We start from the raw sequence: 26771 nt of genomic DNA on the forward strand, positions 1-26771 counted from the left end.
TTTTTCAGCGCTCGGAGGGAGCTCATTCAAATGTCCGGTATCACTCGACTGGCCCTGGCAGGCCTCATGGCAACCACCAGCGTTCTCGGTCTGACGACGCTTGCAAACGCCCAGGACGGCACCCCCGGCGGCACATTGCGCATCCTGGGTACGGCCGATATCGATCACTTTGACCCCACCTCGGGCGCCCTGGTGACCACCAATAATTTCCTGCGTGCCGTCAGCCGCCAGCTGATCAGCTACCAGGCCTCGACCGACGAGAATGTGCGCATCACCCCCGAGGGCGATTTGGCTGTCGAAGTGCCGCAGCCGACCAATGACGGGCTGACCTACACCTTCAAGCTGCGCCAGGGCGCGATGTGGAATGCCCCCTCGGGCCCGCGCCAGATCACCTCGGTCGATTTCGAGCTGGGCATCAAGCGGCTGTGCAACCCTGCGCTGGGCTCCGCCGCCCTCACCTACTACCAGGACCTGATCGTCGGCCTGGCTGATTTCTGTGCCGGCTTCTCCGAGGTCGAGCCGACCGTGGAGGCCATGAAGGCCTATATCGAGGCCAATGACGTCACCGGCATCGAAACCCCCGACGACGAAACCATCGTCATCAACCTTACTCAGAAGGCCGGCGACTTCATCTACATGCTCAGCCTCCCCACCGCTGCCCCGGCTCCGGTAGAAGTACTCGACTACATGCCCGATGGCCCGGACTACCGCGCCAATTTCATTGCCAGCGGCCCCTATACCCCCGGCAACTACGTGCCCGACAGCCAGCTCCAGCTGGTGCGCAACCCCGCCTGGAGCGCCGAGAGCGATCCGCTGCGCAAGGCCTATGTCGACCAGATCGACATCACCTTCGGCGTCCAGCCCGACGCAGCCCTGCAGCAGCTGCAGTCCGGCGACGGCGACATGACCTATGACATCACCATTCCCCCGGCCATCCTGCAGCTGCTGACGGCCACGGGCGATAACAAGCTGATGACGGTGTCCTCGGGCAATACCGCGTTCCTGTTCATCAACACCGTGTCGGACAACAACAATGGCGCGCTCAAGGATGTCCGCATCCGCCAGGCGCTGAACTATGCCATCGACAAGACGGCCATCGTGCAGCAGCAGGGCGGCCCCACCGTCGGCCAGCCGGTGCATGGCATCTTCGGGCCCGGCGTGCTGGGCTATCACGAGTTCAACCTTTATCCCTCTCCCGAGGACAAGGGTGATCCGGAAAAGGCCAAGGCCCTGCTGGCCGAGGCTGGCTATCCTGACGGCATCACGCTCAAGATGCCCTTCCGCAACCAGAACAATGAGCCCGCCATCGCCCAGACCATCCAGGCGAGCCTGGCCAAGGCCGGCATCACCATCGAGCTGACCCCGGTGGCGCCGGCAGACTATTACTCCAAGTTCATGACCAACCCGGTCAACACCAAGGACGGCACCTGGGACATTGCGCCCGTGGGCTGGACGCCCGACTGGGCCGGCGGCTCCGCGCGCTCGGTGTTCCAGCCGCAGTTCACCTACAACGGCACCCACCAGACCTATAACTACACCGACTACAACAACCCCGAGGCCACTGCGCTCGGCCTTGAGGCCGTCAACGCCACAACGCCCGAGGAAGTCGCCGCGCTCTGGAGCAAGGTCGACGAACTGGTGATGGCCGATGCCCCCGTCGTGCCCTACCTGGCCAACAAGGTTCTGCTCTATCGCGGCCCGGCCGTGCAGAACTTCCAGCCCTATGCGCTGGGTGTCCAGGGCGACTGGACCAACGTCTGGCTGCAGCGCTAGTTTTCGACAGGCCTATGGCTCGGGCATTTGCCCGGGCCATTTTTGTTTTCCTCTATGACGGAGCGGCTCATGCCAGTGCTGGAGGCCCGCGCGCTAACCGTGTCGATCCCCACCGAGGACGGCGTCGTCCACGCAGTCCAGAATGTCTCCTTTGCCATCGAGGCGGGAGAATTGTTCGGGGTCGCCGGTGAATCGGGGTCCGGCAAGAGCGTGATGATGCAGGCCATATTGGGCCTGCTGCCCAATGCAGACATCTCCGGGCAGGTGCTGTTCGAAGGCCAGGACCTGCTGCAATTGCCAGCACGCGCCCTGCGCCAGATGCGCGGTGCGCGCATCGGCATGATCTTTCAGGATCCGCTGTCGAGCCTGCACCCCTACTACACCATCGGCAGCCAGATCACCGAAGCCATCCAGGTGCATGAAAAGGTCAGCGCCACGGCCGCGCGGGCCCGCGCCGTCGACATGCTGGCCAAGGTCGGCATCGCCAATGCCAGCGAGCGCTTCGACAGCTTTCCGCATCAGTTTTCCGGCGGCATGCGCCAGCGCGTGATGATCGCCATGGCGCTGATCCTGAACCCGGCGCTGATCATCGCCGACGAACCCACCACCGCGCTCGACGTCACCGTGCAGGCGCAGATCGTCGCCCTGCTCGACCAGATGCGCCGCGAGTTCGGCACCACCGTGGTGATGATCACCCATGACCTGGGGCTGCTGTCCTCGGTCGCCGATCGCATCATGGTGATGTATGCCGGCAACCGCATGGAATATGGCCCGGCCGAACCGATCTTCAGAGCGCCCGCCCATCCCTATACGGCGGGCCTGCTGCGCTCATCCCCCGCCCACTACGCCGCTGGTGCCGAGGTGATCGCCATTCCCGGCAAGCCGCCCAGCCTGCTGCACAAGCCCGCCGGCTGCGTCTTTGCCCCGCGCTGCGCCAATGCCATGCCCGTCTGCACCACACAGCATCCCCCCGTGCGTCAGTTCAGCGATGGCGTGCATACCCAATGCTGGCTGGAGGCCACCCCGGCTGCGCCGGCCACCCGCCTTGCCGCTGAGCAGGGACGCGGCGCCAGCGACGGCGCGCCGGTCGTGCTCGACATCAGCGACATTGAGTTGAGCTTCACCACCGGGGGCGTGTTTGGCCGCACCGGCAAGTTCCAGGTGCTCAAGGGCATCAACCTCTCCGTGCGGCGCGGCGAAACCCTGGGACTGGTGGGCGAAAGCGGCTGCGGCAAATCCACCCTCGCCAGGGTGATCGCCGGCCTCATCGCCCCCAGCAGCGGCACCGTTGTGCTTGATGGCATTGAAATGTCGAGCCTGGACCCTGCCGGCTGGCGCGAGACGCGCAAGCATGTGCAACTGGTGTTCCAGGACCCCTTCGGCTCGCTCAACCCGCGCCGCCGCGTCGGCGCCATCATCGGCGACCCCTTCCGCATCCATGGCGTGGCCAAGGGCGCCGAACGCAAGCGCCGCGTGCAGGAGCTGATGGAGCTCGTCGGCCTCAACCCTGAGCACTATAATCGCTTTCCGTCCGAATTTTCCGGCGGCCAGCGCCAGCGCATCGGCATTGCCCGCGCCCTGGCGCTCAATCCCGGGCTGATCATCTTCGATGAGCCGGTGTCTGCGCTCGATGTCTCCATCCAGGCGCAGATTCTCAACCTGATGCGCGACCTGCAGCAGCGGCTGGGCCTGACCTATCTCTTCATCTCCCACGACCTGGCCGTGGTGCGCCAGGTCTGCGACCGCATCGCGGTGATGGACAAGGGCCAGATCGTTGAACTGGCAGCCGCCGAAGACATCTACACAAGGCCGCAGCACGACTATACCCGCACCCTGCTGGCCGCCTCGGTCGTGCCCCCGCGGCCTGAAGACCATGCCGACCGCCAATTGGTCGAGACAATCCAATGGGTGGCCGCATGAGCGCCGACACCGAGGCCACAGAGGCCCCCACAATCGTCCAGCGCGGCGCCCTGGCGCTGACCGTCCGCCGCCTGTTGCGCGACCGCGCCAGCATGGCTGCCGTCATCTTCATCCTGCTGCTGGTGGTCTTTGCGGCTGCGGCGCCTCTGGTGGAAGCCTGGACCGGGCATTCGCCCATCGAACAATTCCGCGATACCGGACTCTCGACCATGGGACTGCCCGTAGCGCCCAATGGCGAATTCGTGCTCGGCACCGACCAGCTTGGCCGCGACGTGCTGGTGCGCCTGGCCTATGGCGCGCGCGTCTCGCTGCTGGTGGGGGTGGTCGCCTCGCTGGCGGCGGCGCTGGTCGGCATCACCATCGGCGTCATCGCCGGTTTCTTCGGCGGCTGGATCGACGCCGTTCTCAGCCGCACCATGGATCTGGTGATGAGCGTGCCCTTCCTGCTGTGCGCCCTGGCGCTGGTGTCGGTGTTCGGGCCGAGCCTGGCCCTCAGCATTGGCGTCATCGTCTTTTTCAGCTGGACCACCATGGGCCGCGTCATCCGCGGCCAGGTGATCTCGCTGCGCGAGCGCGACTTCGTCCAGGCCAGCCGCTCGCTCGGCGCCGGGCCGCTCTCGATCATGCTGATCGACATCCTGCCCAATCTGAGCGTGCCGATCATCGTCTACACCACCATGATGATCCCGAGCTCGATCGTGTTTGAAGCGACACTGTCCTTCCTTGGCCTGGGCATCGTGCCGCCGGCGCCAAGCTGGGGCGGCATGCTGGCCGACGCGGCCGCCAATTCCATCTATCTGGTGGCCTGGTGGCTGGTGATCGTGCCGGGCACGGTGCTGCTGCTGACCACGCTGTCGTTCAACATCCTGGGCGATGGCCTGCGCGATGCCCTCGACCCCAAGGCGCGACCCGTGCGCCTGCGCCGCAAGCGAGCCAAGCCATGATCCGATTTCTTGCCGGGCGCCTCGCCTTTGCCGCCCTGATCCTGTTTGCTTTGAGCACCTTTGTCTTCGTGCTGTTCTTCGTCGCGCCCGGCGATCCGGCGCGGCTGGTGGCCGGCGACAAGGCCACCGAAACCCAGCTCATCCAGATCCGCTCCAATCTGGGGCTCGATCGCCCCATTCATGAGCAATATCTGAGCTTTTTGGGCCGCGCCGCCCAGGGCGACCTCGGCTATTCCTATCGCAACCAGCAGCCGGTGCTGACGCTGATTGCCAACCGTCTGCCGGCCACCGTTTCCCTCGTCATCGGCGGCGTCATCCTCTGGCTGAGCGTGGGTATCCCCGTCGGCATCATGTCGGCGCGCCACCCCGGTGGCTGGCGCGACAGGCTGGGCCAGGGCTTCATCCTGGTCGGGCTGAGCTTTCCCACCTTCGTGCTGGGCATGGTGTCGCTCTATGTCTTCTACTTCCTGCCGCGGCAGGCCGGCTTCACCCTGTTTCCCGCGGGCGGCTTCAAGCCCTTCTGGCCCAATCCGGCCATCTGGGCCTGGCACATGGCTCTGCCCTGGGCGACCGTGGCGCTGACCACTGCTGCCGTCTATGCCCGGCTCACCCGCGGCCAGATGCTCGAGGTGATGAGCGAGGACTATATCCGCACCGCCCGCGCCAAGGGCGTGCCCGAGCACAAGGTGGTCTACAAGCATGGCTTGCGCGCGACGCTCACTCCGCTGGTGACGCAATTGGGCGCCGACATCGCCTTTCTCCTTGGCGGCGCCATCGTCATCGAGCAGGTCTATGGCCTGCAGGGCGTTGGCGCTTTGGCCATCCAGGCCGTCAACAACCAGGACCGGCCGGTGATCATCGGGGTGGTCCTGCTGGGTGGCTTTTTCATTGTGATCTCCAACATCGTGGTGGACATCATCTATTCCCTGCTCGACCCCCGCGTGCGCTAGAAGCATCGCGCCATCGCTGCCACCATTTCTGCCTTCCGGAGCCTAAAGTGACCCTATCCAGCTACACCATTCCCGGCATGCACATCACCGACCGGATGATCGAGGTGCCGCTCGACTGGTTTGGCGGGCGCGACGGGCCCACCATCAAGCTCTTCGCGCGCGAGGTGGTCGATCCGGTCAAGAAGTACGCCGACCTGCCCTTGCTGGTGTTTCTGCAGGGCGGCCCGGGCGGCAAATCCCCCCGCCCCACCGGCGGCGGTCCCGGCTGGCTGGCCGAGGCGATCAAGACCCACCGCGTCATCCTGCCCGACCAGCGCGGCACCGGTCGCAGCACCCCCATCAATGCCGCGACGCTCGCGGGCATGGATGGCCAGACCGCCGGCGACTATCTCGCCCATTTCCGCGCCGATTCCATCGTTGCCGATTTCGAACACCTGCGCAAAACCGTCTATGGCGGCAAACGCTGGGAAAGCCTGGGCCAGAGCTATGGCGGCTTTCTGACGCTGACCTATCTCAGCACCGCGCCCGAGGCGCTGGCCGCCTGCTATGTCACCGGCGGGCTTGCCGGGCTCAATCCCTCGGCCGACGAAGTCTATCGCCGCACCTATCCGCGCGTCGCCGCCAAGACAGCCCGCTACTACAAGCGCTATCCCGACGACATCGCCACGATTGGCGCGATTGCCGATTTCATTGACGCTCATGACGTGCGCCTGCCCGATGGCGACCGGCTGAGCGTGAAACGCCTGCAGACCATCGGCATCGACTTCGGCATGGCGCCGGGCTTCGAAAATATCCACTGGCTGATCGACGAGGCCTTTGCCACCCCGGCCCGCGACCGGCTGAGCGACCATTTCCTGTTCAGCGTGATGACAGCCACCAGCTATGACACTGGCCCGCTGTTCATGGTGCTGCAGGAGAGCATCTATGGCCAGGGTGACGGCGCCACCAATTGGGCCGCCCAGCGCGCCTATGACAGCCGGCCAGAATTTGCCACCAGCCAGCGACCGCTGCTGTTCACCGGGGAAATGATGTTCCCCTGGATGCTGGAGGAGATCCGCTCGCTGCGGCCGTTCAAGGCCGGGGCCGAGGCGCTGGCACAGCGCCAAAGCTATTCCCGGCTCTATGATCCGGCGCGCCTGGCCACCAATGAGGTGCCGGTCGCCGCGGTGATCTATCACGACGACATGTATGTCGATGCCGGGCTGTCGCTAGAGACCGCCGCTGCGGTCGGCAATCTCGAGCACTGGATCACCAATGAGTTCGAGCACGATGGCCTTCGCCAGAGCGCCAGCGTGTTCCGCACGCTGGTCGACAAGGTGGCCCAGCGCGGCGGCCCGATCCGGGGCTAGCGCGGGGAGAGGTTTGCTCACCTTGGCGTGCACAGGCACGCCAGAGATTGCAAGCCGGGGCTGATGGGATACAAGCTTGGACACCCAGGGACGGGCCGCTCGACGGCCTGTTCCCGTCATGTTCGAGCAGGATGATCCGCGTGACCTCGCCATTCGCCTTTGTCTCCGGCGCCCTCGACCGGGCCGCCCATCTGCGCAGCGACGCTGGCCCGACCGGCGATGTCCATGCACGCACGCTCGTATTCTGGCGCGGCAAGCTGCTGACCGCAGACGGCGGCAGCCCGCTCTGGGTGCCGCTGGATCATCCGGCCCTCAAGGATGCCGTCGAACCGCCGGTGTTCCTCGGCTTGCGCCCTGCCGGCCCGGCCTTTGCCAGTGAGCTGACCCTGTGGTCTCCGCCCGAGGACGCCACCACCATTGGTGAGTTCACCGATCGCTCCCAGCAGATCCATCCGGCCTGGCCCGAAGCGCGGCTGGTGGAGCTGCGCGCCATGATGCCCGAACTCGATGCGCTCGATGGCGAATGTGCTGCTGTGGGCAGGGCCCTGCTCGGCTGGCATGCGAGCCATCGTTTCTGTGCCCGCTGCGGCCAGCCCAGCCAGCCCGACACCGCCGGCTGGGTGCGCAAATGCCCGCAATGCGGCGCCCAGCATTTTCCTCGCACCGACCCGGTTGTCATCATGGCCATTACCCATGGCGACCGCCTGCTGCTCGGTCGTGGCACCACCTGGCCCGACCGCATGTATTCCTTGCTGGCCGGCTTCGTCGAACCTGGCGAGACCATCGAGAGCGCGGTGCGCCGCGAGGTGCGCGAGGAGAGCCATATCCAGGTGGGAGCGGTGCGCTACGTCACCTGCCAGCCCTGGCCCTTCCCCATGTCGCTGATGTTTGGCTGCCAGGGCGAGGCGCTGAGCCGGGAGATCACTGTCGATCCCATGGAATTGGCCGATGCCCGCTGGCTGAGCCGCAGCGAGGTGCAATCCATGCTCGCCGGCACCCACCCCGACATCGCCCCTTCGCGCCCCGGCACCATTGCCAATGCACTGATCACCGCCTGGGCCGAGAACCGGCTGGACGACGCCGACAGCTGGCGCAACTGAGCGCTGCCGGCGCCGCTACGCCGCCTAGCTGCGCTTGATCGGATTGAGCTTGCGCCAGGCCTCGTATTCGCCCTGCGCATCAGGATGGAGCGGGTAGTAGCGCTGCAGCGGCTCGCCGGCCATGAGTTTCATGCGCGAGAACTCCTCCCACTCTGCATGCTTCTGGCCGTCCTCGATCACCTGCGCGGCCATCGACACCGGCACCACCACGGCGCCGTCGTCATCGGCCACGATGATGTCACCCGGCATCACGGTCACCCCGCCACAGGCGATCGGCACATTGACGGCATTGGGATAGATGTCGGTCTGCACATGGTAATTGGGCGACCAGCCCTTGAGCCACAGCGACAGATCGAGCTTTTCGACATTGGGGCGGTCGCGCATGACGCCATCGATGATGATGCCGGCCCCGCCGCGCCCCTTGAAATAGGTGCTCATCATGTCCCCGAAGATGCCCGAGCGCATGTCGCCACGCGCATCGACCACCACCACGTCGCCCTCCTGCACATGGTAGAGCACGTGGCGGTGCAGCTGCGTTTCGGGGTCGGCATATTCGCCTTCGTTGAAGATGTCCGGCCGCTGCGGCAGGCACTGCAGCGTCAGCGCGGGGCCACAGATCGACTTGCCCTTGGTCTGCGGCAGGATGCCGGTCATATGCGGATTGCGAAAGCCCATATGGCCCAGCGTGCCGGCGATGGTCGCCGCGCCCAGGTTGCGCAGGCCCTCGATCAGATGCTGCGGCGGGCGCACGATATCGGCCGTCGTAATCATGGTCATTGTCTCCCTTGTGCCGGCCGACCTACCAATTGGTCACCGAACCGTCGTTGCGGCGCAGATGCGGCGCTTCCCAGAAGGCAAAGCTCTGTTGCTCGAGCAGTGCCTCATTGACCTCCACGCCCAGCCCGGGCGCATCGCTGACCGGATAGACCGCGCCTACCAGACGCGGCTGCACCGGAAAGAACTCGCTATTGTCAAAACCCAGCGCCCGCTCGGGCGCCCGCGTTTCCAGCCAGGCGAAATTGGCCACCGCAGCAGCAAAATGCACCGTTGCGGCCGTGCACACCGGTCCGAGCGGATTGTGCGGCATCAGGTCAACATAATGCGCTTCGCTCCAGCCAGCCACTTTCATGGCCTCCGTCAGCCCGCCCACGTTGCACACATCGATCCGGTTGAACTGGTGGATGCCCCGCTCGATATAGGGCAGGAATTGCCACTTGCTGGCAAACTCCTCGCCGATGGCGAAGGGAATGTCGGTCATGCTGCGCAGCGATTCATAGGCCTCGGGCGTTTCATCGCGGATCGGCTCTTCGAGGAAATCGAGGACGCCGCGATCCAGCCGGGCACAAAAGCTCGCCGCCTCGGCCACCGACAGGCGGTGATGATAGTCGATGCCTAGAACCACCTCGCTGCCAAGGGTTTCCCGCGCCCGATTGAGCAGCCGTGCCGTAGCCGCGATGGATTGGCGCGGCTCGAAAATATCCGGGCTATCCTGCCCGATGGGAAAAAAGCGCACGCAGTCAAAACCGGCCGCCATCAACTCCTGCGCCCGCTCGATGGCGCCTTCGCCCGCCGAGTCGCCCGTCGAGGCAAAGCTGGGGATGGCATGGCGCTGCTTGCCGCCCAATAGCTCATAGACCGGCACGCCGAGCGCCTTGCCCTTGATGTCATGCAAAGCAATGTCGATGGCCGAGATTGCGGCCTGCAGCACCCGTCCGCCTTCGAAATACTGGCTGCGATACATCTCCTGCCAGATCCGCCCGATCTGCATGGCATCCTGCCCGATCAGGAACTCGCGATAATGTTCGATGGCCCCTGCCACCGCCTTTTCGCGCCCGGTCAGCCCGCTCTCGCCCCAGCCGAATACCCCCTGGTCGGTCTCGACCTTGACCAGGAACTGGTTGCGAATACCCACCCGCACCGGAAATGACTTTATGTCGGAAATCTTGAGCTTGGGCGGCATGAGGGGCCTCGGGGTCGGTCAGCTGGCGCGCAGCGCCATCTCGGTTTCGCCATCGAACAGGTGAATGCGCTCCTGGTCGAATTCCAGCCACACCTGGTCGTCTGGCGCAACCTCGGCCGTCGGCGGCAGGCTGATATTGACCACCGCGCCCGCCAGGAACGCCTGCACGAACGTGATGTCGCCGGTGGGCTCCACAGTGTAGACCCGGGCCGGCACGGCGCCCGGCACCTGTTGCTTGTGCAGGCGGATGGTGGAGTGCCGCGCTCCCAGCACCACCTTGCGCGACTTGGCCGTGGCGACCTTGCGGGCATTGGCATCCGACAGCGGCAGGCTCCAGCCCTCGGCGCTGCTCAGGGCCACTGCGCCATCCACGCTGGCCACCTCAAGCGGCACCAGGCTCATGGCCGGACTGCCGATGAAGCTGGCCACGAACATATTGACCGGATTGGCGAAGACATTGGCCGGCGAGTCATATTGCTGCAGCAACCCACCATTCATCACCGCCATCTTGTCGGCCATGGTCACGGCTTCGAGCTGGTCATGCGTGACATAGATGATGGTGGCGTTGAGATCCTGATGGAAGCGCTTGATCTCGCTGCGCATCTGCACGCGCAGCTTGGCATCGAGGTTGGAAAGCGGCTCATCCATCAGGAACACCGCCGGGTCGCGCACCAGCGCCCGGCCCAGCGCCACGCGTTGCTGCTGCCCGCCGGAAAGTTCGCGCGGCTTGCGCTCGAGCAGATGGGTGATGTCGAGCACGCGGGCCGCCTCGCGCACCTTGGTGTCGATCTCGCTCTTGCCCAGCTTGCGCATCTGCAGCGGGAACGCCAGGTTCTGGAACACCGTCTTTTGCGGATAGAGCGCGTAGTTCTGGAACACCATGGCGATGTCCCGGTCCTTGGGGTCGAGATCGTTGACCACGCGGTCGCCGATGACGATGTCGCCCGATGTGATCGGGATCAGCCCGGCCACCAGGTTGAGTGTGGTCGTCTTGCCGCAACCGGACGGCCCGACCAGGGCGACAAACTCGCCGTCATTGACGGTCAGCGAGACGTCCTTTGCGGCATAGATCGAGCCATAGGTCTTGACGAGATCCTTGAGAACCACCTGGGCCATTGGAGAACCTTCTAGTGTTTGACGGCGCCTTCGGTCAGCGCACGCACGAAGTATTTCTGGAGGAGGAGGAAGAGCACCACGACCGGCACGCTCATCATGAAGCTGGCCGCCATCAGCCCGGGGAAATCCGTGGTGTTCTCGGAAAAGAACCGCTGGATGCCCACGGGCAGGGTGAGCTGCTCGTTCTTGGTGAGGAAGGTGGCGGCGTAGATATATTCGTTCCAGGCTCCGATGAACGAGTAGATGGCCGTGGCAATGATCCCTGGCACCGATAGCGGCATGACGATGTAGAGGAAGGCCTGAAAGCGGGTCGCACCATCGATGCGCGCGGCCTGCTCGAGCTGGAAGGGGATATTGTCGTAGAACCCCTTGAGCAGCCAGATGGCCAGCGGCAGGCCAAAGGTGAGATAGGTCAGGATCAGCGATCCATGGGTATTCACCAGGCCCAGCCAACGCATCAGGATGAACAGCGGCACCAGAAAGATCACGGCCGGAAACATGTTGCGCAGCAGAACGGCGAAGAACAGGAACTTGCGGCCCGGAAAGCGGAAGCGCGAGAAGGCATAGGCCGCCGGCACCGCCACGGCGACTGCCAGGATGGTGGTGACGGTCGACACGAAAAGACTGTTCCAGAAGAAGCGCAGGAAATCCTGCCCCACGCTGTTCTGCGGATCGAGCAGCTTCTGGTAGCTCGCCAGCGTCGGCTCGGACGGCCACCACTGCGGCGGAAACTGCATGGCGGCAAAACCCGACTTGATCGAGGTCAGCAGCATCCAGACCATCGGCAGGGCCGTGTAGAGCAGCATGAAGGCAAGGAAGATGCGTCCGGCCCAGCGCCAACCGTCTATGCGCCTGGCGCCGCGCGGCGCGCCACTCTGTGCTGTCGAAGTCATGGGCTGTCCTCCTTCCGCTCATTGCCGCTCAAGGCGCGCACATAGAAGTAGCCCAGCGACATCACGATGATGAACAACAGCACCGAATAGGCCGCCGCCACGCCCCAGCGCTGGCGCCCGAAGGCCAGCTCGTAAATGTGGGTAATCCAGATATGGGAGGCATTGGATGGCCCGCCGCCCGTGGTGATCCAGGGCACGATGAAGGAATTGAAATTGGCCACAGCCAACAGGAGGATGGTGACGGTCGAGACCCCGCTGAGATAGGGAAAGGTCACGTGCCAGAACCGCTGCCAGGCCGATGCGCCATCGACCCTGGCGGCCCGCAGCAACTGCTCGGGCACGGTCTGCAGCCCAGCCATGATCATGATCATGGCAAAGGGAAACTCGCGCCAGATATTGACCACGATCAGCGACGGCAGGACCGTGTGCACATTGTCGATGAAATTGGGCTGCCGGTCGACAAGGCCCAGTTGCACCATGACGGCGCCGATAATGCCGAAATCGGAATGGTACATCCACTTCCAGATATAGGAGGCGGCAACGGCGCTGATGACCCAGGGAATGATCAGGATGGCGCGCAGCACGGCGCGGCCGGCGAAATCGCGGTGCAGCGCCAGCGCAGAAGCATAGCCCAGCACGAAGGCGATGAGCGTGGATGCCACAGTCCAGATCACCGTATTGAGCGTCACCTTCCAGAACACGTCGCTGGACAGGATTGCCGTGTAGTTCTCGGTGCCGACGAAGACCTTGTCGCGCAGTTGCAGGCCGGGCGGTGTTTTGAAGAAGGACAGATCGATCGTGTAATAGACCGGATAGGCGATGACGATGAGCATCACCACGATGGCGGGCAGCACGTAGAGATAGTCGGCGCGGGCGGTCCACATCTGGCTCAGCAGGCCAGGCTGCCTGATGACTGGTTTGCGCGGAGCGCCGGCGGGGCCTTCCAGAATGGTCAATGACTTGCTCCTCGTGGCAGGGGAGAGAGACCGGCAGCGCCAGGGCGCCGCCGGTCATTGGCATGAAGGGGGCTAGAGCCCGCCGCCGTCGGTGATGTCCCTGACCTTCTGGGCCGCATCAGCCGCAGCCTCATCGACGGTCATCGCGCCGGTCAGCACATTCTGCAGCATGTCCGGGATGATGATATTCATGATCTCGGGCGTTTCGGGCAGGGTGGGGAACGGAATGCCGTAGGGCAGCATCGAGGTCGTCACATCGAGGAACTTGATGCTCTCGAGGCGCTCCTTCATCCACTTGGTCTTGAAGCCGTTGAGATTGCCGGGGTTGGAGCCGGCATAGGCCATCTTGAGCGACCATTCCGGGCTGGTCCAGAAGCAGACCATGGCCTTGGCCGCTGCCTCGTCCACAACGCCACCCTCGACATATTCGGGGTTCAGGATGTGGATGTTGGAGCCGCCGAACACCACGGCGCGCTTGCCGTCCGGGCCGGTGGGGATCAGGCCATACCGCATGTTGTCGATAACGGTCTGGGCCTTTTCCTTGTCCGAACCGGTCGCCTTGGCCTGGAGGTCCAGCATCACGTTATAGTCGGACGGATGGCTGATCATCATGCCCAGTTGGCCAGCCAGGAACAGCGGCTGGTTGTCGGCCTGCTGATTGGTCAGGGCCGAGACCGGAACCGACTGGTCGCGGACATACATGTCATAGGAGGCCTGCAGCGCCGCCTTGCTGGCATCGCTGTCGAGCCGGACTTCGCCATAGGTCGGGCTCGGATCGGCCTCGTCAAACACGCCGCCGCCATAGGCCCAGAGCTGTGGCATGAAGCGATAGGGCGTATTGCCGGCATTCTTGCGGGCCACCAGACCATAGCCGGACACGCCCAGCTTGTCGTGGATCTGCTTGGAATAGGCGACCACGTCATCCCAGGTGGCGGGCGGCGTTTCGGGGTCGAGGCCGGCACGTTCGAAGATATCGGCGTTCCAGATCAGGGCCATGGTCTCGTTATTGGTCGGGATGCCATAGGCCTTGCCCTCCCACATCACGGACTTCATCGCGCCCGGCCAGAAATCCTCGGTCTTCCAGCCCACGTCCTCGGGGCTCAGCTCCTGCAGATAGCCCTTGGAGGCAAATTCCACGCCGCCCAGGATCTGCAGGCGCACCACCATCGGCCCGGCATTGCCCAGCAGGGCCGTGCGGAACTTGTCCAGCAGGTCGTTGTAGGTCAGCGCCTGTTCCTGCAGGTCGATATTGGGATAGGTGGCGCGGAACGCCTCGAAAAATTCCTTGTAGTACTGGCGCAGCAGATCGGGGTCGCCCTCGAACACGCCCTGATACCAGAACGTCAGCTTGCCCTCGTAGTCGAGCGGCGTCACCGCGCCGCATTCCTTGGCAGTGTCGTACTCCTCGGTACCAGCGATGGATCGCACATATTCGGGCGACCACTTGCTGAGATCGACGCTTTGAGCGTGCACCGAGCTGTTCAGCATCGACACCGCAAGCGCAGAGACGACTGCGCCGCGCGCAAGCGCACGGCCCAATGGGTAATTCCTCATCTAGTCCTCCTGTCACCCTGCCGGCGTTACGCGCGGCAGGTCCCTATGCGGCGGCACACCGGGGGCTTTGCCTCTCCTGGGTATGCGCAGCCTTTGTAGCGTTGCAGATGACATATTGCGTGTCAACTGGATTGGATTATACATTATCCATGACTTTTGACGTGCGATATGCTGCGGTTGTGTTTTGCCTGGCGACCGGATCCGGCTATGCTGCCGGTCGAAAGCCACGCAGAAAAAGGGACTTGGATGGACACCTACAAGGCGCAGCCGCCGGCCGGCATGGAGCCCAGCGGCGCCTCCAACGAGGGCGCGTCGATCTATATGCAGATTCGCGACGACATCATTTCGGGCCGCCTGAAGGCCAACGAACGCCTGGTTGTCGCCGACCTCGCCAAGCGCCTGAACACCTCCACCAACCCCATTCGCGAGGCGCTGCAGCTGCTGCGCGGCGAGGGCTTCGTCATCATCTCCCCCAATCGCGGCGCTCGGGTCCGTCCCATCGACCAGAACTTCGTCCGCGACATCTATGAGATCGGCGTGCTGATCGAGCCAGCGCTCACCCGTTGGTTCGTCGGCATGGCGACACACGAGGACATCGCCGAACTCGAACGCGTGCAGGGCGAGATCGAGGACAACAATTTCGCCGACGCCCTGCGTCACAGCGAGCTCGATACGCGCTTCCACACCATCATGTATGAGCGGCACTACAATCGCCACGCCGCCGAGCTGTGGTGGAAGCATCGCGAAGTGCTGCGCGCCGTCAGCAGGCGTTTCAACTTCACGCTGGCGCGTCGCGCCCAGGTGATGCGCGAACACCGCGACCTGATCCAGCACATCAAGAACGGCGAGGCCGATGCCGCCGCCGCCCTGGTGGCGCAGCATGTCGAGGGCTCGGGCCGGCACATTCTCGAACACATGCGGGCGGCCGAGGCCGCGCGAGCCAGCTAACGCGCCGCGCCTGACCGGGAGGGTCGGGCCGGCCAAGGGGGGAACGATGAAGATAACGGGCGTCAGGCCGTGGCTGATCAAGACCACGGCGTCCTATTGGGGCGAATTCCTGTTCGTGGAGGTCACCACTGACGCCGGCGTGTCCGGCTGGGGCGAGATCACCACCACCACCTATGTGGCAAACCGCGCGCTCTGCGTCATGCTCAAGCAGATCAGCAAGATCGTCGAGGGCGACGACCCCAGCCAGATCGAGCGCATCTGGCACAAGATCTTCCGCAACTTCACCTATATGGGCAGCCGCGGCGCGGCTGTGGAATGCGTCAGCGCCATCGACATCGCGCTCTGGGACATTCGCGGCAAGGTGCTCGGACAACCCATCTATGAGCTGCTCGGCGGCCCGGTGCGCGACGACATCCTGCTCTATACCCACCCCGACCAGAGCAAGTTCACCAGCACCGAAGGCGTGGTCCGCGAAATCAAGGACATCATCGCCTCCGGCCACACCGCGCTCAAGTTCGACCCCTTTGCCCAGCAGGGCCCCATCGGCGCGGACGGTCGCGCCCGCGAACAATCGGAGGGCTATCTGGATGGATCGATGACGCGCAAGGACGAGCGCGAGGCCGCCGAGCTCACCGCGCTGATCCGCGACACTGCTGGCCCCGACATCGACATCCTCATCGATGCCCATGGCCGCTTCGACGTGCCGACCGCCATTCGCCTGTGCCGCACGCTCGAGGACGCCGGCGACATCGACTGGTTCGAGGAGCCCGTGCCGCCGGAAAGCGTCAAGGCGCTCAAGCAGGTCCGCGACAAGGTCAATGCCGCCATATCCTGGGGCGAACGCGGCCACACCAAATGGGACTTCGTGCCTATTCTCGAGAACGGCCTGGCCGACTTCATCATGCCCGATGTCACCTGGACCGGCGGGATCACCGAGCTCAAGAAAATCGCGGCGCTGTGCGAGGCCTATTACATCCCAGTGTCGCCCCATGATGCGGCCGGGCCGATCAATGTGGTGGCCGGCGCCCAGGTGATGATGACGGTGCCCAACTTCTACCGGCTCGAAACCTCCGAATGGAACCTGAGCAAATACGACCATCTGATCGACCGGCCACTGGACAATTCCAATGGCAGCCTCAAGCTCAACAAAGCCCCGGGCCTGGGGATCGAGATGAACCGCGACTACCTTGAGGACAACCAGCTGGCGCTCGACTGAACCGCCAATCCAGCACGGGAGGGGAACCCATGGATGATCAACTGGCCGCCGAGAGCATCGGCAACAACGTCAACACGGCTTCACGGCCCAGCCAATTGCGCATCACCGACATCCGCGTCGCCGAGATCGAGGGCGCGCCCTTCACCTCGGCCCTGCTCAAGATCTATACCAACCAGGGCCTGGTCGGCCTGGGCGAGGTGCGCGATGGCGCCAGCGCCACCTATGCGCTGATGCTCAAGAGCCGGCTGCTGGGCGAAAACCCCTGCGACATCGACCGCCTGTTCCGCCGCATCAAGCAGTTCGGCGGCCACGGCCGCCAGGGCGGTGGCGTCTCGGCCATCGAGATCGCCCTGTGGGATCTGGCCGGCAAGGCCTATGGCGTGCCGATCTACCAGATGCTGGGCGGCAAGTTCCGCGACAGGGTGCGCTGCTATTGCGACACCGATGCCGACAAGCCCAGCGGCACCGAGACGGGCAAGCGCCTCAAGGCCCGCATGGACCGCGGCTTCACCTTCCTCAAGATGGATCTGGGCCTGATGCAGATTGCCGATGTGCCCGGCGCCGTGGTGGCGCCGGCGGAATCGCTCGAAGGCTATCGCTTCCATCCCGAACGCGGCCCGGCCCGCTCGCTGGAGGATCGGCGCAACCGCAACGCCGTCTATGACACCCACAATGTCCGCCATCCCTTCACCGGGCTGCACTTCACCGACAAGGGCATCGACCTGCTCGAGCAATATATCCACGAGGTGCGCGAGGTCATCGGCTACGAAGTGCCGCTGGCCATCGACCATGTCGGCCATATCTCGCTGCAGAATGGCATCCGCCTGGCGCGGCGCATCGAGAAATATGTGCCGGCCTGGCTCGAGGATGTCGTGCCCTGGCAATACACCGAGCAATATCGCCAGCTGCAGCAGGCGACCACCGTGCCCATCTGCACCGGCGAAGACATCTATCTCAAGGAAGGCTTCGAGCCCCTGCTCAAGGCCGGGATCTCGGTGATCCATCCGGACCTGCTGACCTCTGGCGGCATTCTCGAGACCAAAAAGATCGGCGACATGGCGCAGGACCATGGCGTGGCCATGGCCATCCACATGGCCGAAAGCCCGATCGCCGCCATGGCCGCCGCCCATGTCGCGGTGGCCACCGAGAACTTCATGGCGCTCGAATATCACTCCGTCGAGGTCGACTGGTGGGACGATATCGTCACCGGCCTGCCGCGCCCATTGGTGCAGGATGGCTTCATCACCGTGCCCGAAAAGCCGGGCCTGGGCATTGATGACGTGGTCGACGAGGTCATCAGCCGCCACCTGCAACCGGGCGTCACCGGCATCTGGCAGCCAACCGACCATTGGGACCAGGAATATTCCTGGGACCGCACCTGGAGCTGAGGCGCACGGCGCTCCACCGGCCTATTCGAGGACACTATTCTCCATGATCTACGAACTCAGAATCTATGATTGCCTGCCCGGCCGCCTGCCGGCCCTGCTCACCCGGTTCAATGACCACACGCTGGCGCTGTGGGAGCGACACGGCATTCGCCAGGCCGGGTTCTTCACCACCATGGTGGGCGAGAACAGCAATCGGCTGACCTACCTGTTGGCCTGGGAATCGCTGGCCGAACGCGAGGCCAAGTGGACCAGCTTCATCCGGGATCCCGACTGGCTGGCCGCGCGCGACGCCTCCGAACGGGACGGCCCGATCCTGGCCAATGTGCGCAATGAACTGCTCGCACCCACTGCCTTCTCGTCCGTGAAATAGGGCGCATCATGAAGATCACCGATCTGCGCTGTGCTGTCATCGGCAAGCACCCCATCGTCCGCATCGTCACCGACGAGGGGCTCTATGGCCTGGGCGAGGTTGAATATACCAAGCCCTATCTCAAGCCCTTCGTGCTGCACTTCCGCGACGCGCTGATCGGCCAGGACCCCACCGATGTCGAGCGCTGCATGTTGGCCATCCGCCAGCGCGGCAGCTTCAAACCCTATGGCGCAGCGGTGAGCGCCATCGAACATGCGCTGTGGGATATTGCCGGCAAGGCGGCGAACGTCCCCGCCTACAAGCTGCTCGGCGGCAAGGTGCGCGACAAGGTGCGTGTCTACAATGGCTCCATCCGCCGCAAGCGCGGCGGCGACCGGCCGGAGGACTATGCCGCAGACGTCAAATGGATGATGGAGCGGCCCGAAAACTTCTTCATGGTCAAGCAGGGCATCAGCTTCCACTCCAACATGAAGGACTCGATCGAGGACTTCCACTATGGCGTGCGCCAGACGCATGCCGGCTACCATGGGGCAATGGACCAGGGGCAGATTTCCGAGCGCGGCTTCAACCACATGCTCGACTGTGTCGCCGCCATGAAGGAAGTGCTGGGCGACAAGGTGTCCCTGGCTCTCGACTGCGGCCCCGGCTGGTTCCTCAACGACGCCATCCGCTTTGCCCGCGCCGTCGAGAAATACGACCTGATGTGGCTCGAGGACATGCTGACCGGCGACTATGTGCCCTGGGTCAATCCGCAGGCCTATCGCGAGCTGACGGTGTCGACCTCAACGCCCATCCACACCGGCGAGCAGATCTATCTCCGGCACAATTTCAAGGAGCTGATCGAGACCCAGGCCGTGCGCGTCATCGGCCCCGACCCCGCCGATATCGGTGGCATCGCCGAGCTCAAATGGGTGGCCGAGCACGCCTATATGCACTCCATCATGATGGCCCCGCATGGCACGGCCAATGGGCTGCTAGGCCTGGGCGCACTGATCAATATCTGCGCCACGCTGCCAGCCAACTATATCGCCTTTGAGTATCCCAGCGCCTCCGATCCCTGGTGGACCGATATTGTCGTCGGCCTGCCCGACCGCATTGTGGTGGACAGCCATATCGACCTGCTGCCCGGTCCCGGGCTGGGGCTCGACATCGATGCTGACGGCGCGCGCCGCTATCTGCAGGACGAGGATGCCGGCTTCTTTGATCCCTGAGGCCGGCGGGACCAATAAGCCCCTTGCCTGCCAATGCCGGCGCCCCGATTGCAAACCACGGGCACCGGCCTTTCTTGCCGTGTTGGGCATGTCTGGTTTTTTGTGAAGTCACTCCGTTAAAGCACTGGACCATGCGGCAAAATTCCAGTGTGATCACCCCGCGTTCAATTGGGAGTCATCATGCGCGTGCTCATTGTCGATGACAGTCGATCCAGCCTTGCCATGATTTCAACCATCATAAAGGCATCGACCACTGCCGATGTCGAAGCGGTGCTGCATCCGCGTGAAGCGCTTGATCTGTGCGACCAGACTCAGTTCGATCTGGTGCTGGTGGACCACATCATGCCCGACATGGATGGCGTGCAGTTCACCAGCGCGCTGCGCCACCACGCCGACTATCGTTCGGTACCCATCATCATGGTCACTTCCGATGTCGATCCGCACACGCGCATCGACGCCATCCAGGCCGGCGCCACAGATTTCGTCAACAAGCCCTTCGACCCCACTGAACTTCAGGCCCGCGTCGCCAACCTGCTCGCCCTGCGCAGCGCCCAGGTCGAGCTGGCCAATCGCGCCAGCTGGCTGCACCAGGAGGTCGAACGGGCCACGACCCACCTGCTCGAGCGCGAAGAAGAGATCATCTGGCGGCTCGCCCGCGCCATCGAATATCGCGATGGCGACACCGGGGAGCATGTTTCGCGTGTCGCCCGGATTGCCCAGCTCGTCGCCGCCGGTGTCGGCCTGGACCCGCAGCGCTGCCGCATGATCTACCTGGCCGCGCCGCTGCACGACATCGGCAAGATCGGTATCGCCGATGCCATACTGGGCAAGCCGGGCAAGCTGACGCCCGAGGAATTTTCCGTCATGCGGCAACATGTCACCATTGGCGCACGCATTCTGGAAAACGGCTCGTCCGAGCTGATCCGGACCGCCGAACTGATTGCCCAGAGCCATCACGAGCGCTGGGATGGCACCGGCTATCCTGACCGGCTATCGGGTACCGATATTCCGATCGAAGCACGTATTGTCGCCATCGCCGACGTGTTCGATGCGCTGTGCTCCGAACGGCCCTACAAGCCCGCCTGGCCTATCGAAAAGGCCGCCAGCGAGATCCGCGCCTGCAGCGGCAGTCACTTCGATCCCGATTGCGTTGCCGCTTTCATGGCCAGTTGGCCGGAGATCGAAAAGATCATGGGCCAACCGTCCCTGGCGGCGGACTGATCCGTTCGGACTGCGACAAATTGGTACGTATCAGCAATTTAGCTGAGTGCGTTTGATTGCAGCGATATACTGCCGTTCCAGCTGTTAAATGACATGTCTGATGGGTTGGTAGAGTATTTTCTCACCCGGACTGACAAATCTTCCAATTGAATCGAAACGAACTGGGCAAGTATATCGCCCCGTAACGAAGCCGTGTGACTCAAGCACCCGCGCTGAAGACTCTCGTATCGGCATAGCGAGACTCAGACGTGATTCTGGCAAGTTGAAATAAATCAGAAATATATAGCATGAAGATTTGGGATCGATCGAGGCTTTGCGCTGCAAAAATCAAATATCGCGCAGTAATATATACTTAATCGAGACCAACTACATTCATATCCACGCCACTGGAAAAGTGGTCCAAAGAGAAAAATCGACAGCTTGAGGATTCAGCCTCGGGGCGCCGTCTGACGACTGCGCAACGAGCAGGATCGTCACATCCAGCGGAACCCGCCATGATATTTGTTCTGTATTCTGCCGACGGATCATCCAGATGACCGATGGCAGCGCATTCGTCGTCACCCTCTCGGGCGAAGCGGGGCTGCGAGCAGCGCAGGAAATAGCCGAAACCCTGCGCAAGGCCCTGGCGACCCACCAATCCATCGCCATCGCCACCCAGGCGATCACGGGCGCCGACATCACCACTATTCAGCTGCTGCTGGCAGCCCGCAAGCTGGCGCTCGCCAGCGGCAAGTCCATCGCCCTGGCTGGCTCGCCCGCCGGCCCGCTGCGCGAGGCACTGATTGCACTCGGTTGCATTGACGCCCAGGGGCGCCCGCTCAGCGACGATGGCGACTTCTGGGCACCCAGCTCCCACCCGAACCAAGGCAAGGCCGCATGAGCAAGACCATCCTGACAATCGATGATTCCGCATCCATCCGACAGATGGTCAAGATGACACTGAGCGCTGCCGGTCTGAACGTCATCGAGGCCATCAATGGTTCGGACGGCTACGACAAGGCCACCGGCAATACCGTCCATGCCGTCATCACCGATCTGAACATGCCGATCATGAACGGCATCGAGTTCATCCGCAAATATCGCCAGCACCCCTCCAGCAAGGGCATTCCGATCATCCTGCTCACCACCGAGTCCGACGAGGAACTCAAGCGCCAGGCCAAGGAAGCCGGCGCTACGGGCTGGATCGTCAAGCCCTTCAAGCAGGACCAGTTGCTGGCCGTCATCAAGAAGGTCACCGGCGCATGAGCTTCTCCGATCCCAATGAAACCTTCCGCCAGGAGGCGCGCGAGCTGCTCGAACAGCTCGAATTGTGCCTGCTCGATCTCGAGCACACCCCTGGCAACGACGATCTGGTCAACTCGGCCTTCCGCGCCCTGCACACCATCAAGGGCTCGGGCGCCATGTTCGGCTTCACCGCCGTGGCCGCCTTCGTGCATGAGTTCGAAACCGCTTTCGACCAGGTGCGCAAGGGCCAGACCCAGGCCACGCCGACGCTGATCGCGGTGGCCCTCGACGCCAAGGACCACATCGCCAAGCTGATCGAACATCCCGACCAGGATCACGACGGGTCCGATGCCATTCTGGAGGCGCTGCGTGCCACCATAGCCGGCACCGACGTGGTACCGGCCGCACCCAAGGCCGCCACACCCGAGGCCGCACCGGCACAAGACGCGCCTGCAGCCGACCCCGGCCGCTGGCGCATTCGTTTCCGCCTGCCCGGCGATGCCCTGGTCTATGGCACCAATCCCCTGCTGCTCCTCGATGAGATCAAGGCCATCGGCCCCTGCACCATCACGGCGCTGACCGACACCATCCCATCCCTGGACATCATCGATCCCGAAGTCCCCTATCTGGGCTGGCAGGTCGATCTCGAGGGCCCGGACCCGCACGACGCCATTGATGACGTGTTCCTGTTCCTCAAGGATGGCATGGAACTCTCCATCGAACCGCTGGCTGCGGACACGGCGACGCCTGCCGCGCCAGAGGTGACGGCCGTTGAAGAGGCGCCGGTCGCTGCGTCTGAACCGGTCCCGACTGTCGCCGCACCGCCCGCTGCCAAGCCCGCCCGCACCGCAAAATCGGGCGAAGCCGAAGCCGGCGGTGGCGAGCGCGCAGCGTCGTCCTCGATGCGCGTCGACGCCGAGCGCCTCGATGAACTGATGGACCGTGTCGGCGAGCTGGTGATCGCCCAGGCGCGGCTCACCCAGATCGCCAACATGAGCAGCGACGGCAATCTCAAGACCATCGCCGAGGAACTCGAGCGGCTGAGCTCGGGCCTGCGGGACACCACCATGGGCATCCGCATGGTGCCCATCGGCACCCTGTTCAGCCGCTTCCGTCGCCTGGTGCACGATCTCTCCCGCGATTTGGGCAAGGAGATCGAGTTCATCACCACCGGCGAAGATACCGAGCTCGACAAGACCATGATCGAGCGTCTGGCCGATCCGCTGGTGCACCTGATCCGCAACTCGGTCGACCATGGCCTGGAAAGCGCCGAAAAGCGCCTTGCTGCCGGCAAGTCCGCCCACGGCACGGTGCGCCTGTCGGCCGTCTACGCCGGAGCGGAAGTGGCCATCTCGGTCATCGATGACGGAGCCGGCCTCAATGCCGAGCGCATCCGCGCCAAGGCCGAGGAAGCCGGACTGCTCGCGCCTGATGCCAAGATTGCCGAGCAGGATCTGTGGCAGATGATCTTTGCGCCCGGCTTCTCGACGGCCAAGGAAGTCACCTCGCTGTCCGGCCGCGGCGTCGGCATGGATGTGGTCAAGCGGACCATCGATGGTCTGCGCGGCAGCATCGATGTCTCCACCACGCCGGGCCAGGGCTCGACCATGACCCTGCGCCTGCCGCTGACCCTGGCCATCATCGATGGCATGCTGGTGCGGGTCGGCAATGGCCGCTTCACCATCCCGCTGGCAGCAGTTGAGGAATGTGTCGAACTGCCCGAGGGCATTGAAGCCAATGCCCGTGGCCGCAACTTCCTCGACATCCGCGGCAGCCTGGTGCCCTTCCTCCGCCTGCGCGAGGTCTTTGGCACCACCGCACCGCCCGAGCCGCACCAGAAGGTCGTCATCGTCTCGTCCGGCGAAGGCCGCGTCGGGTTGGTCGTCGATCAGATCATCGGCAACAACCAGACCGTCATCAAGCAACTCAGCAAGCTGCACTCGTCCATCAAGTCGTTCTCAGGCGCGACCATTCTGGGCGACGGCACGGTGGCGCTCATTCTCGATACCTCGCACCTGGTCGCCTTCGGCCAGGGCTATGTCGACCAAGGGAGAGCAGCATGAGCGAAATCAAGGCAGGCACCATGACGGCGCTGACCCTGCGCCTGCAGGATGAGCTCTTTGCCGTCGAGGCCGAGAGCGTGCGGGAAATCCTTGACCTGGTGCCGATCACCGAGGTGCCCAATGCATCGCCTTTCGTCAGCGGGCTGATCAATGTGCGGGGGCGCGTCGTGCCCCTGGCCGATCTGCGCGTGATGTTCGGCATGGATCGGCCCGAGCCGGATGAGGACACCCGCATCGTGGTGATGGAAGTCACCATCGACGGCGAGCCGACGGTGGCCGGCATTCTGGCCGACAAGGTGCACGACGTCACCGACATCGAAGCAGCGTCCATCGAGGAGGCGCCCAAGGTCGGCATGCGCTGGCGGCCCGAGTTCATTCGCGGCATCGGCAAGCGCAACGGCGGCTTCATCATCATCCCCAACCTGGGACGGATTTTCGAAACACAAGGGGGCAGAAGCCCCTCCTCGGCAGCATCAGAAGAAAGGTCTGCATCGTGAGACTGACAATCAAGACAAAACTGGCCACCACCTTCGCGGTGATTGTCGCCATGACCGGTGTGGGGATGTTCATGGGCATCCAGAACCTGGGCACCCTCAACCAGTCCCTGAACGGCATTGTCGAGGGCAATGTGCAGCGCGTGCAGACAGCCGCCAGCATCAATGCCCACTCGCTGCGGATTGCGCGTGACGAAAAGAACTACATTCTCGCCCGCGCCCCCGAGGAAATGGCCGCCCTTGGCGAATCCATCGCCAATGAGGAAGCCGCTCTGCAGTCTGAGATCCAGAAGCTCTACGACCTGTCCAGCGAACAGGGCAAGCCGCTGGTGGACGCCTATCGCACCAGCTGGAATGCCTTCATGGCCATCCACAACCAGGTCGAAGATCTGGCCGACAAGAATTCCGCCGTTGTCGCGCGCACCCAGGTGGAAACAGCCCGCGCCCTGCAGACGCAGGCCCTCGACACCATCTCGGCTGTCGACAAGCGCCTCGAAGAACGCCTTGCGGTGTCAACCGACCCGGCAAGCGTTGCGCTCTATGGGCGCATCCTGCACCTGGAATCGGCAATGGTCGGCCTGGCACGCGATGTGCGCAACGTCATCATCTCCATGGATGATCCCGCGCTGCAGCAGGATTATGCGGCGACCGTCGACAAGAACGCCGCCAGCCTGCGGGCAGAGGCCCAGTCCATTGGCGCCCTGGTACCCGTCAGCGAAGCGGCTGCCTACCGCACGTTCACCGAGCAGTTGAACACATGGCTGCCCGAAATCCTCAAGGCGCGCGACCTGGCCCTTGAGAACGGCAATTACTTCGCCACGCAACTGGCCAACAACGAGGGCCGGAACGCCCGCAACGCGTCGGTTGAAGAACTCAACGCCATCATCGATCTGAACACCGAGCAGATGGCTCAGGCCGCGGCGGAGGCAACCAATATCTATGAGCAGAGCCGCATGCTGCTGATCGCCCTGTTGATCGGCTCGGCGGTGATTGCCGGCGTTGCCGCAACCTGGATCGTGGTCTCGATCTCTCGTGCCATGACCAGCGCCGTGCAGCTGGCCAGCGAAGTGGCCAATGGCAATCTGAGCGCCACGGCCTCGGTCAAGGGCGACGACGAAGTCGGCGACCTGATCAAGGCCCTCAATGGCATGACGCTCAAGCTGCGAGAAATCGTGGGCGAAGTCACCGTTGCCGTCCGCAATGTCGCTGCCGGCAGCCAGGAAATGTCTGCCACGGCCGAGCAGCTGAGCCAGGGCTCGACCGAACAGGCGTCTTCGACCGAAGAAGCGTCTGCATCCATGGAAGAAATGGCGGCCACCATCAAGCAGTCGGCTGACAATGCCAGCCAGACTGAAAAGATCGCCCGTCAGTCGGCCTCTGACGCCATCGCCTCGGGCGAAGCGGTCAACAATGCCGTCAACGCCATGCAGACCATCGCCGAAAAGATCATGGTGGTGCAGGAAATCGCCCGCCAGACTGATCTGCTCGCCCTCAACGCCGCGGTGGAAGCCGCCCGTGCCGGTGAACATGGCCGTGGCTTTGCCGTGGTGGCCTCCGAAGTGCGCAAGCTGGCCGAACGCAGCCAGGCTGCGGCAGCCGAGATCTCGACCCTGTCGGGCACGACCGTTAAGGCTGCCCAGTCGGCCGGCGAAATGCTCGGCAAGCTGGTGCCCGATATCCAGCGCACTGCCGAACTGGTGGAAGAAATCTCCGCCGGCAGCCGTGAGCAGAATGCGGGTGCCGCACAGATCAACACCGCCATCCAGCAGCTCGACAAGGTGACCCAGCAGAACACCTCGGCCGCCGAAGAAATGTCGGCAACCTCCGAAGAGCTGGCCAGCCAGGCCGAACAGCTGCAGGCCGTGATTAGCTACTTCCGCATTGAAGCCAGCGACCAGCATGGTGCTGCCGGTGCGATCGCCCGCAAGGGCAAGGCCGCCGATGCCCGCCTGCGCGACGCCGTCATGGCCAAGGCGCCACACCTCAGCGGCGCCAAGCCCGCCCTGGGCAAGAAGGCAGGCTCGGGCGGTGGCTTTGACCTCGACCTCGACGATGGCCACGACGACCTCGATGGCGAGTTCAGCCGCCGCGGCGCCGCCTGACACGTCAATCAACCGGGAC

The 26771-nt window shown here is 63.8% G+C and carries 23 protein-coding genes; 17 read left to right on the plus strand and 6 right to left on the minus strand.

Translation table 11 applies throughout. The features are described 5' to 3' along the window. Positions 1 to 30: 30 nt before the first annotated feature. The 6 genes from K1177_RS13905 to nudC all read left to right on the plus strand — a co-directional run bounded on the left by K1177_RS13905 (position 31) and on the right by nudC (position 8036). A complete protein-coding gene (locus tag K1177_RS13905) occupies positions 31 to 1773 on the plus strand; it encodes an ABC transporter substrate-binding protein (protein WP_224703969.1) in 1743 nt (580 codons plus the stop codon). A 69-nt stretch (positions 1774 to 1842) separates the two neighbouring features. Then, entirely contained in the window at positions 1843 to 3693 is a 1851-nt protein-coding gene (locus K1177_RS13910; protein ID WP_224703970.1) for an ABC transporter ATP-binding protein, read from the plus strand. Further along, positions 3690 to 4637, plus strand: coding sequence for an ABC transporter permease (locus tag K1177_RS13915; RefSeq protein WP_224703971.1), 948 nt, complete (start codon positions 3690 to 3692; stop codon positions 4635 to 4637). The genes K1177_RS13910 and K1177_RS13915 overlap by 4 nt, the downstream gene beginning before the upstream one ends. After that, positions 4634 to 5587, plus strand: a complete 954-nt coding sequence (locus K1177_RS13920; RefSeq protein WP_224703972.1) for an ABC transporter permease — start codon at positions 4634 to 4636, stop codon at positions 5585 to 5587. The genes K1177_RS13915 and K1177_RS13920 overlap by 4 nt, the downstream gene beginning before the upstream one ends. A 77-nt stretch (positions 5588 to 5664) precedes the next feature. Then, positions 5665 to 6936: an alpha/beta hydrolase gene (locus K1177_RS13925; RefSeq protein WP_263575012.1), complete on the plus strand. Its 1272-nt coding sequence runs from the start codon at positions 5665 to 5667 to the stop codon at positions 6934 to 6936. 140 nt (positions 6937 to 7076) lie between these two features. Then, positions 7077 to 8036, plus strand: coding sequence for an NAD(+) diphosphatase (nudC, locus tag K1177_RS13930; RefSeq protein WP_224703974.1), 960 nt, complete (start codon positions 7077 to 7079; stop codon positions 8034 to 8036). A 24-nt stretch (positions 8037 to 8060) separates the two neighbouring features. Here the strand turns inward: nudC and K1177_RS13935 are convergent, their stop codons facing one another. From K1177_RS13935 to K1177_RS13960, 6 genes are all read right to left on the minus strand, one after another. After that, on the minus strand, positions 8061 to 8807 hold the full coding sequence (locus tag K1177_RS13935) for a ribonuclease activity regulator RraA (protein WP_224705795.1): 747 nt from the start codon (positions 8805 to 8807) through the stop codon (positions 8061 to 8063). A 28-nt stretch (positions 8808 to 8835) separates the two neighbouring features. Next, complete coding sequence (locus K1177_RS13940) at positions 8836 to 9996, minus strand: mandelate racemase/muconate lactonizing enzyme family protein (RefSeq protein WP_224703975.1); 1161 nt, start codon at positions 9994 to 9996, stop codon at positions 8836 to 8838. A gap of 18 nt (positions 9997 to 10014) precedes the next feature. After that, positions 10015 to 11112, minus strand: a complete 1098-nt coding sequence (locus K1177_RS13945) for an ABC transporter ATP-binding protein (protein ID WP_224703976.1) — start codon at positions 11110 to 11112, stop codon at positions 10015 to 10017. A gap of 11 nt (positions 11113 to 11123) precedes the next feature. After that, entirely contained in the window at positions 11124 to 12005 is an 882-nt protein-coding gene (locus K1177_RS13950) for a carbohydrate ABC transporter permease (RefSeq protein WP_224703977.1), read from the minus strand. Further along, entirely contained in the window at positions 12002 to 12961 is a 960-nt protein-coding gene (locus K1177_RS13955) for a carbohydrate ABC transporter permease (protein WP_224703978.1), read from the minus strand. Before K1177_RS13955 ends, K1177_RS13950 begins: the two co-directional genes overlap by 4 nt. 72 nt (positions 12962 to 13033) lie before the next feature. Continuing rightward, entirely contained in the window at positions 13034 to 14515 is a 1482-nt protein-coding gene (locus tag K1177_RS13960; protein ID WP_224703979.1) for an ABC transporter substrate-binding protein, read from the minus strand. Positions 14516 to 14761: 246 nt separating this feature from the next. Between K1177_RS13960 and K1177_RS13965 the strand changes: the two genes are divergently transcribed. From K1177_RS13965 to K1177_RS14015, 11 genes are all read left to right on the plus strand, one after another. Further along, positions 14762 to 15463 carry a GntR family transcriptional regulator gene (locus K1177_RS13965; RefSeq protein WP_224703980.1) on the plus strand — a complete coding sequence of 234 codons (702 nt, stop codon included), beginning with the start codon at positions 14762 to 14764 and terminating at the stop codon, positions 15461 to 15463. A 46-nt stretch (positions 15464 to 15509) separates the two neighbouring features. After that, positions 15510 to 16679 (plus strand): mandelate racemase/muconate lactonizing enzyme family protein, encoded by a 1170-nt coding sequence (locus K1177_RS13970; RefSeq protein ID WP_224703981.1) that lies wholly within the window; start codon positions 15510 to 15512, stop codon positions 16677 to 16679. Positions 16680 to 16708: 29 nt separating this feature from the next. Then, positions 16709 to 18067, plus strand: coding sequence for a mandelate racemase/muconate lactonizing enzyme family protein (locus K1177_RS13975; protein WP_224703982.1), 1359 nt, complete (start codon positions 16709 to 16711; stop codon positions 18065 to 18067). A gap of 43 nt (positions 18068 to 18110) precedes the next feature. Next, positions 18111 to 18437: an NIPSNAP family protein gene (locus tag K1177_RS13980; protein ID WP_224703983.1), complete on the plus strand. Its 327-nt coding sequence runs from the start codon at positions 18111 to 18113 to the stop codon at positions 18435 to 18437. An 8-nt stretch (positions 18438 to 18445) separates the two neighbouring features. Then, entirely contained in the window at positions 18446 to 19648 is a 1203-nt protein-coding gene (locus tag K1177_RS13985) for a mandelate racemase/muconate lactonizing enzyme family protein (protein WP_224703984.1), read from the plus strand. A gap of 180 nt (positions 19649 to 19828) precedes the next feature. Next, positions 19829 to 20869, plus strand: coding sequence for an HD-GYP domain-containing protein (locus tag K1177_RS13990; RefSeq protein WP_224703985.1), 1041 nt, complete (start codon positions 19829 to 19831; stop codon positions 20867 to 20869). 532 nt (positions 20870 to 21401) lie between these two features. Next, positions 21402 to 21749 carry an STAS domain-containing protein gene (locus tag K1177_RS13995; protein ID WP_224703986.1) on the plus strand — a complete coding sequence of 116 codons (348 nt, stop codon included), beginning with the start codon at positions 21402 to 21404 and terminating at the stop codon, positions 21747 to 21749. Further along, complete coding sequence (locus K1177_RS14000; protein WP_224703987.1) at positions 21746 to 22114, plus strand: response regulator; 369 nt, start codon at positions 21746 to 21748, stop codon at positions 22112 to 22114. The genes K1177_RS13995 and K1177_RS14000 overlap by 4 nt, the downstream gene beginning before the upstream one ends. Then, positions 22111 to 24156 (plus strand): chemotaxis protein CheA, encoded by a 2046-nt coding sequence (locus K1177_RS14005; protein ID WP_224703988.1) that lies wholly within the window; start codon positions 22111 to 22113, stop codon positions 24154 to 24156. The genes K1177_RS14000 and K1177_RS14005 overlap by 4 nt, the downstream gene beginning before the upstream one ends. Continuing rightward, complete coding sequence (locus K1177_RS14010; protein ID WP_224703989.1) at positions 24153 to 24653, plus strand: chemotaxis protein CheW; 501 nt, start codon at positions 24153 to 24155, stop codon at positions 24651 to 24653. The genes K1177_RS14005 and K1177_RS14010 overlap by 4 nt, the downstream gene beginning before the upstream one ends. After that, the gene (locus K1177_RS14015; protein WP_224703990.1) at positions 24650 to 26752 is read left to right on the plus strand and encodes a HAMP domain-containing methyl-accepting chemotaxis protein; all 2103 of its coding nucleotides are present in this window, start codon (positions 24650 to 24652) and stop codon (positions 26750 to 26752) included. Before K1177_RS14010 ends, K1177_RS14015 begins: the two co-directional genes overlap by 4 nt. Positions 26753 to 26771: the final 19 nt, after the last annotated feature.

It is taken from the genome of Devosia aquimaris, from assembly GCF_020169335.1.
Taxonomy (GTDB): Bacteria; Pseudomonadota; Alphaproteobacteria; order Rhizobiales; family Devosiaceae; genus Devosia; species Devosia aquimaris.

Excerpts from the sequence above, each read along its gene's own strand:
- K1177_RS13985 (WP_224703984.1), top strand. The coding sequence starts at position 18,446 with ATGAAGATCACCGATCTGCGCTGTGCTGTCATCGGCAAGCACCCCATC.
- K1177_RS13945 (WP_224703976.1), bottom strand. The coding sequence starts at position 11,112 with ATGGCCCAGGTGGTTCTCAAGGATCTCGTCAAGACCTATGGCTCGATC.
- K1177_RS14005 (WP_224703988.1), top strand. The coding sequence starts at position 22,111 with ATGAGCTTCTCCGATCCCAATGAAACCTTCCGCCAGGAGGCGCGCGAG.
- K1177_RS13905 (WP_224703969.1), top strand. The coding sequence starts at position 31 with ATGTCCGGTATCACTCGACTGGCCCTGGCAGGCCTCATGGCAACCACC.
- K1177_RS14000 (WP_224703987.1), top strand. The coding sequence starts at position 21,746 with ATGAGCAAGACCATCCTGACAATCGATGATTCCGCATCCATCCGACAG.
- K1177_RS13910 (WP_224703970.1), top strand. The coding sequence starts at position 1,843 with ATGCCAGTGCTGGAGGCCCGCGCGCTAACCGTGTCGATCCCCACCGAG.
- K1177_RS13970 (WP_224703981.1), top strand. The coding sequence starts at position 15,510 with ATGAAGATAACGGGCGTCAGGCCGTGGCTGATCAAGACCACGGCGTCC.
- K1177_RS13935 (WP_224705795.1), bottom strand. The coding sequence starts at position 8,807 with ATGATTACGACGGCCGATATCGTGCGCCCGCCGCAGCATCTGATCGAG.
- K1177_RS13950 (WP_224703977.1), bottom strand. The coding sequence starts at position 12,005 with ATGACTTCGACAGCACAGAGTGGCGCGCCGCGCGGCGCCAGGCGCATA.
- K1177_RS13980 (WP_224703983.1), top strand. The coding sequence starts at position 18,111 with ATGATCTACGAACTCAGAATCTATGATTGCCTGCCCGGCCGCCTGCCG.
- K1177_RS13990 (WP_224703985.1), top strand. The coding sequence starts at position 19,829 with ATGCGCGTGCTCATTGTCGATGACAGTCGATCCAGCCTTGCCATGATT.
- K1177_RS13975 (WP_224703982.1), top strand. The coding sequence starts at position 16,709 with ATGGATGATCAACTGGCCGCCGAGAGCATCGGCAACAACGTCAACACG.
- K1177_RS13965 (WP_224703980.1), top strand. The coding sequence starts at position 14,762 with ATGGACACCTACAAGGCGCAGCCGCCGGCCGGCATGGAGCCCAGCGGC.
- K1177_RS13915 (WP_224703971.1), top strand. The coding sequence starts at position 3,690 with ATGAGCGCCGACACCGAGGCCACAGAGGCCCCCACAATCGTCCAGCGC.
- K1177_RS13940 (WP_224703975.1), bottom strand. The coding sequence starts at position 9,996 with ATGCCGCCCAAGCTCAAGATTTCCGACATAAAGTCATTTCCGGTGCGG.
- K1177_RS13920 (WP_224703972.1), top strand. The coding sequence starts at position 4,634 with ATGATCCGATTTCTTGCCGGGCGCCTCGCCTTTGCCGCCCTGATCCTG.
- K1177_RS13960 (WP_224703979.1), bottom strand. The coding sequence starts at position 14,515 with ATGAGGAATTACCCATTGGGCCGTGCGCTTGCGCGCGGCGCAGTCGTC.
- K1177_RS14010 (WP_224703989.1), top strand. The coding sequence starts at position 24,153 with ATGAGCGAAATCAAGGCAGGCACCATGACGGCGCTGACCCTGCGCCTG.
- K1177_RS13995 (WP_224703986.1), top strand. The coding sequence starts at position 21,402 with ATGACCGATGGCAGCGCATTCGTCGTCACCCTCTCGGGCGAAGCGGGG.
- K1177_RS13925 (WP_263575012.1), top strand. The coding sequence starts at position 5,665 with ATGCACATCACCGACCGGATGATCGAGGTGCCGCTCGACTGGTTTGGC.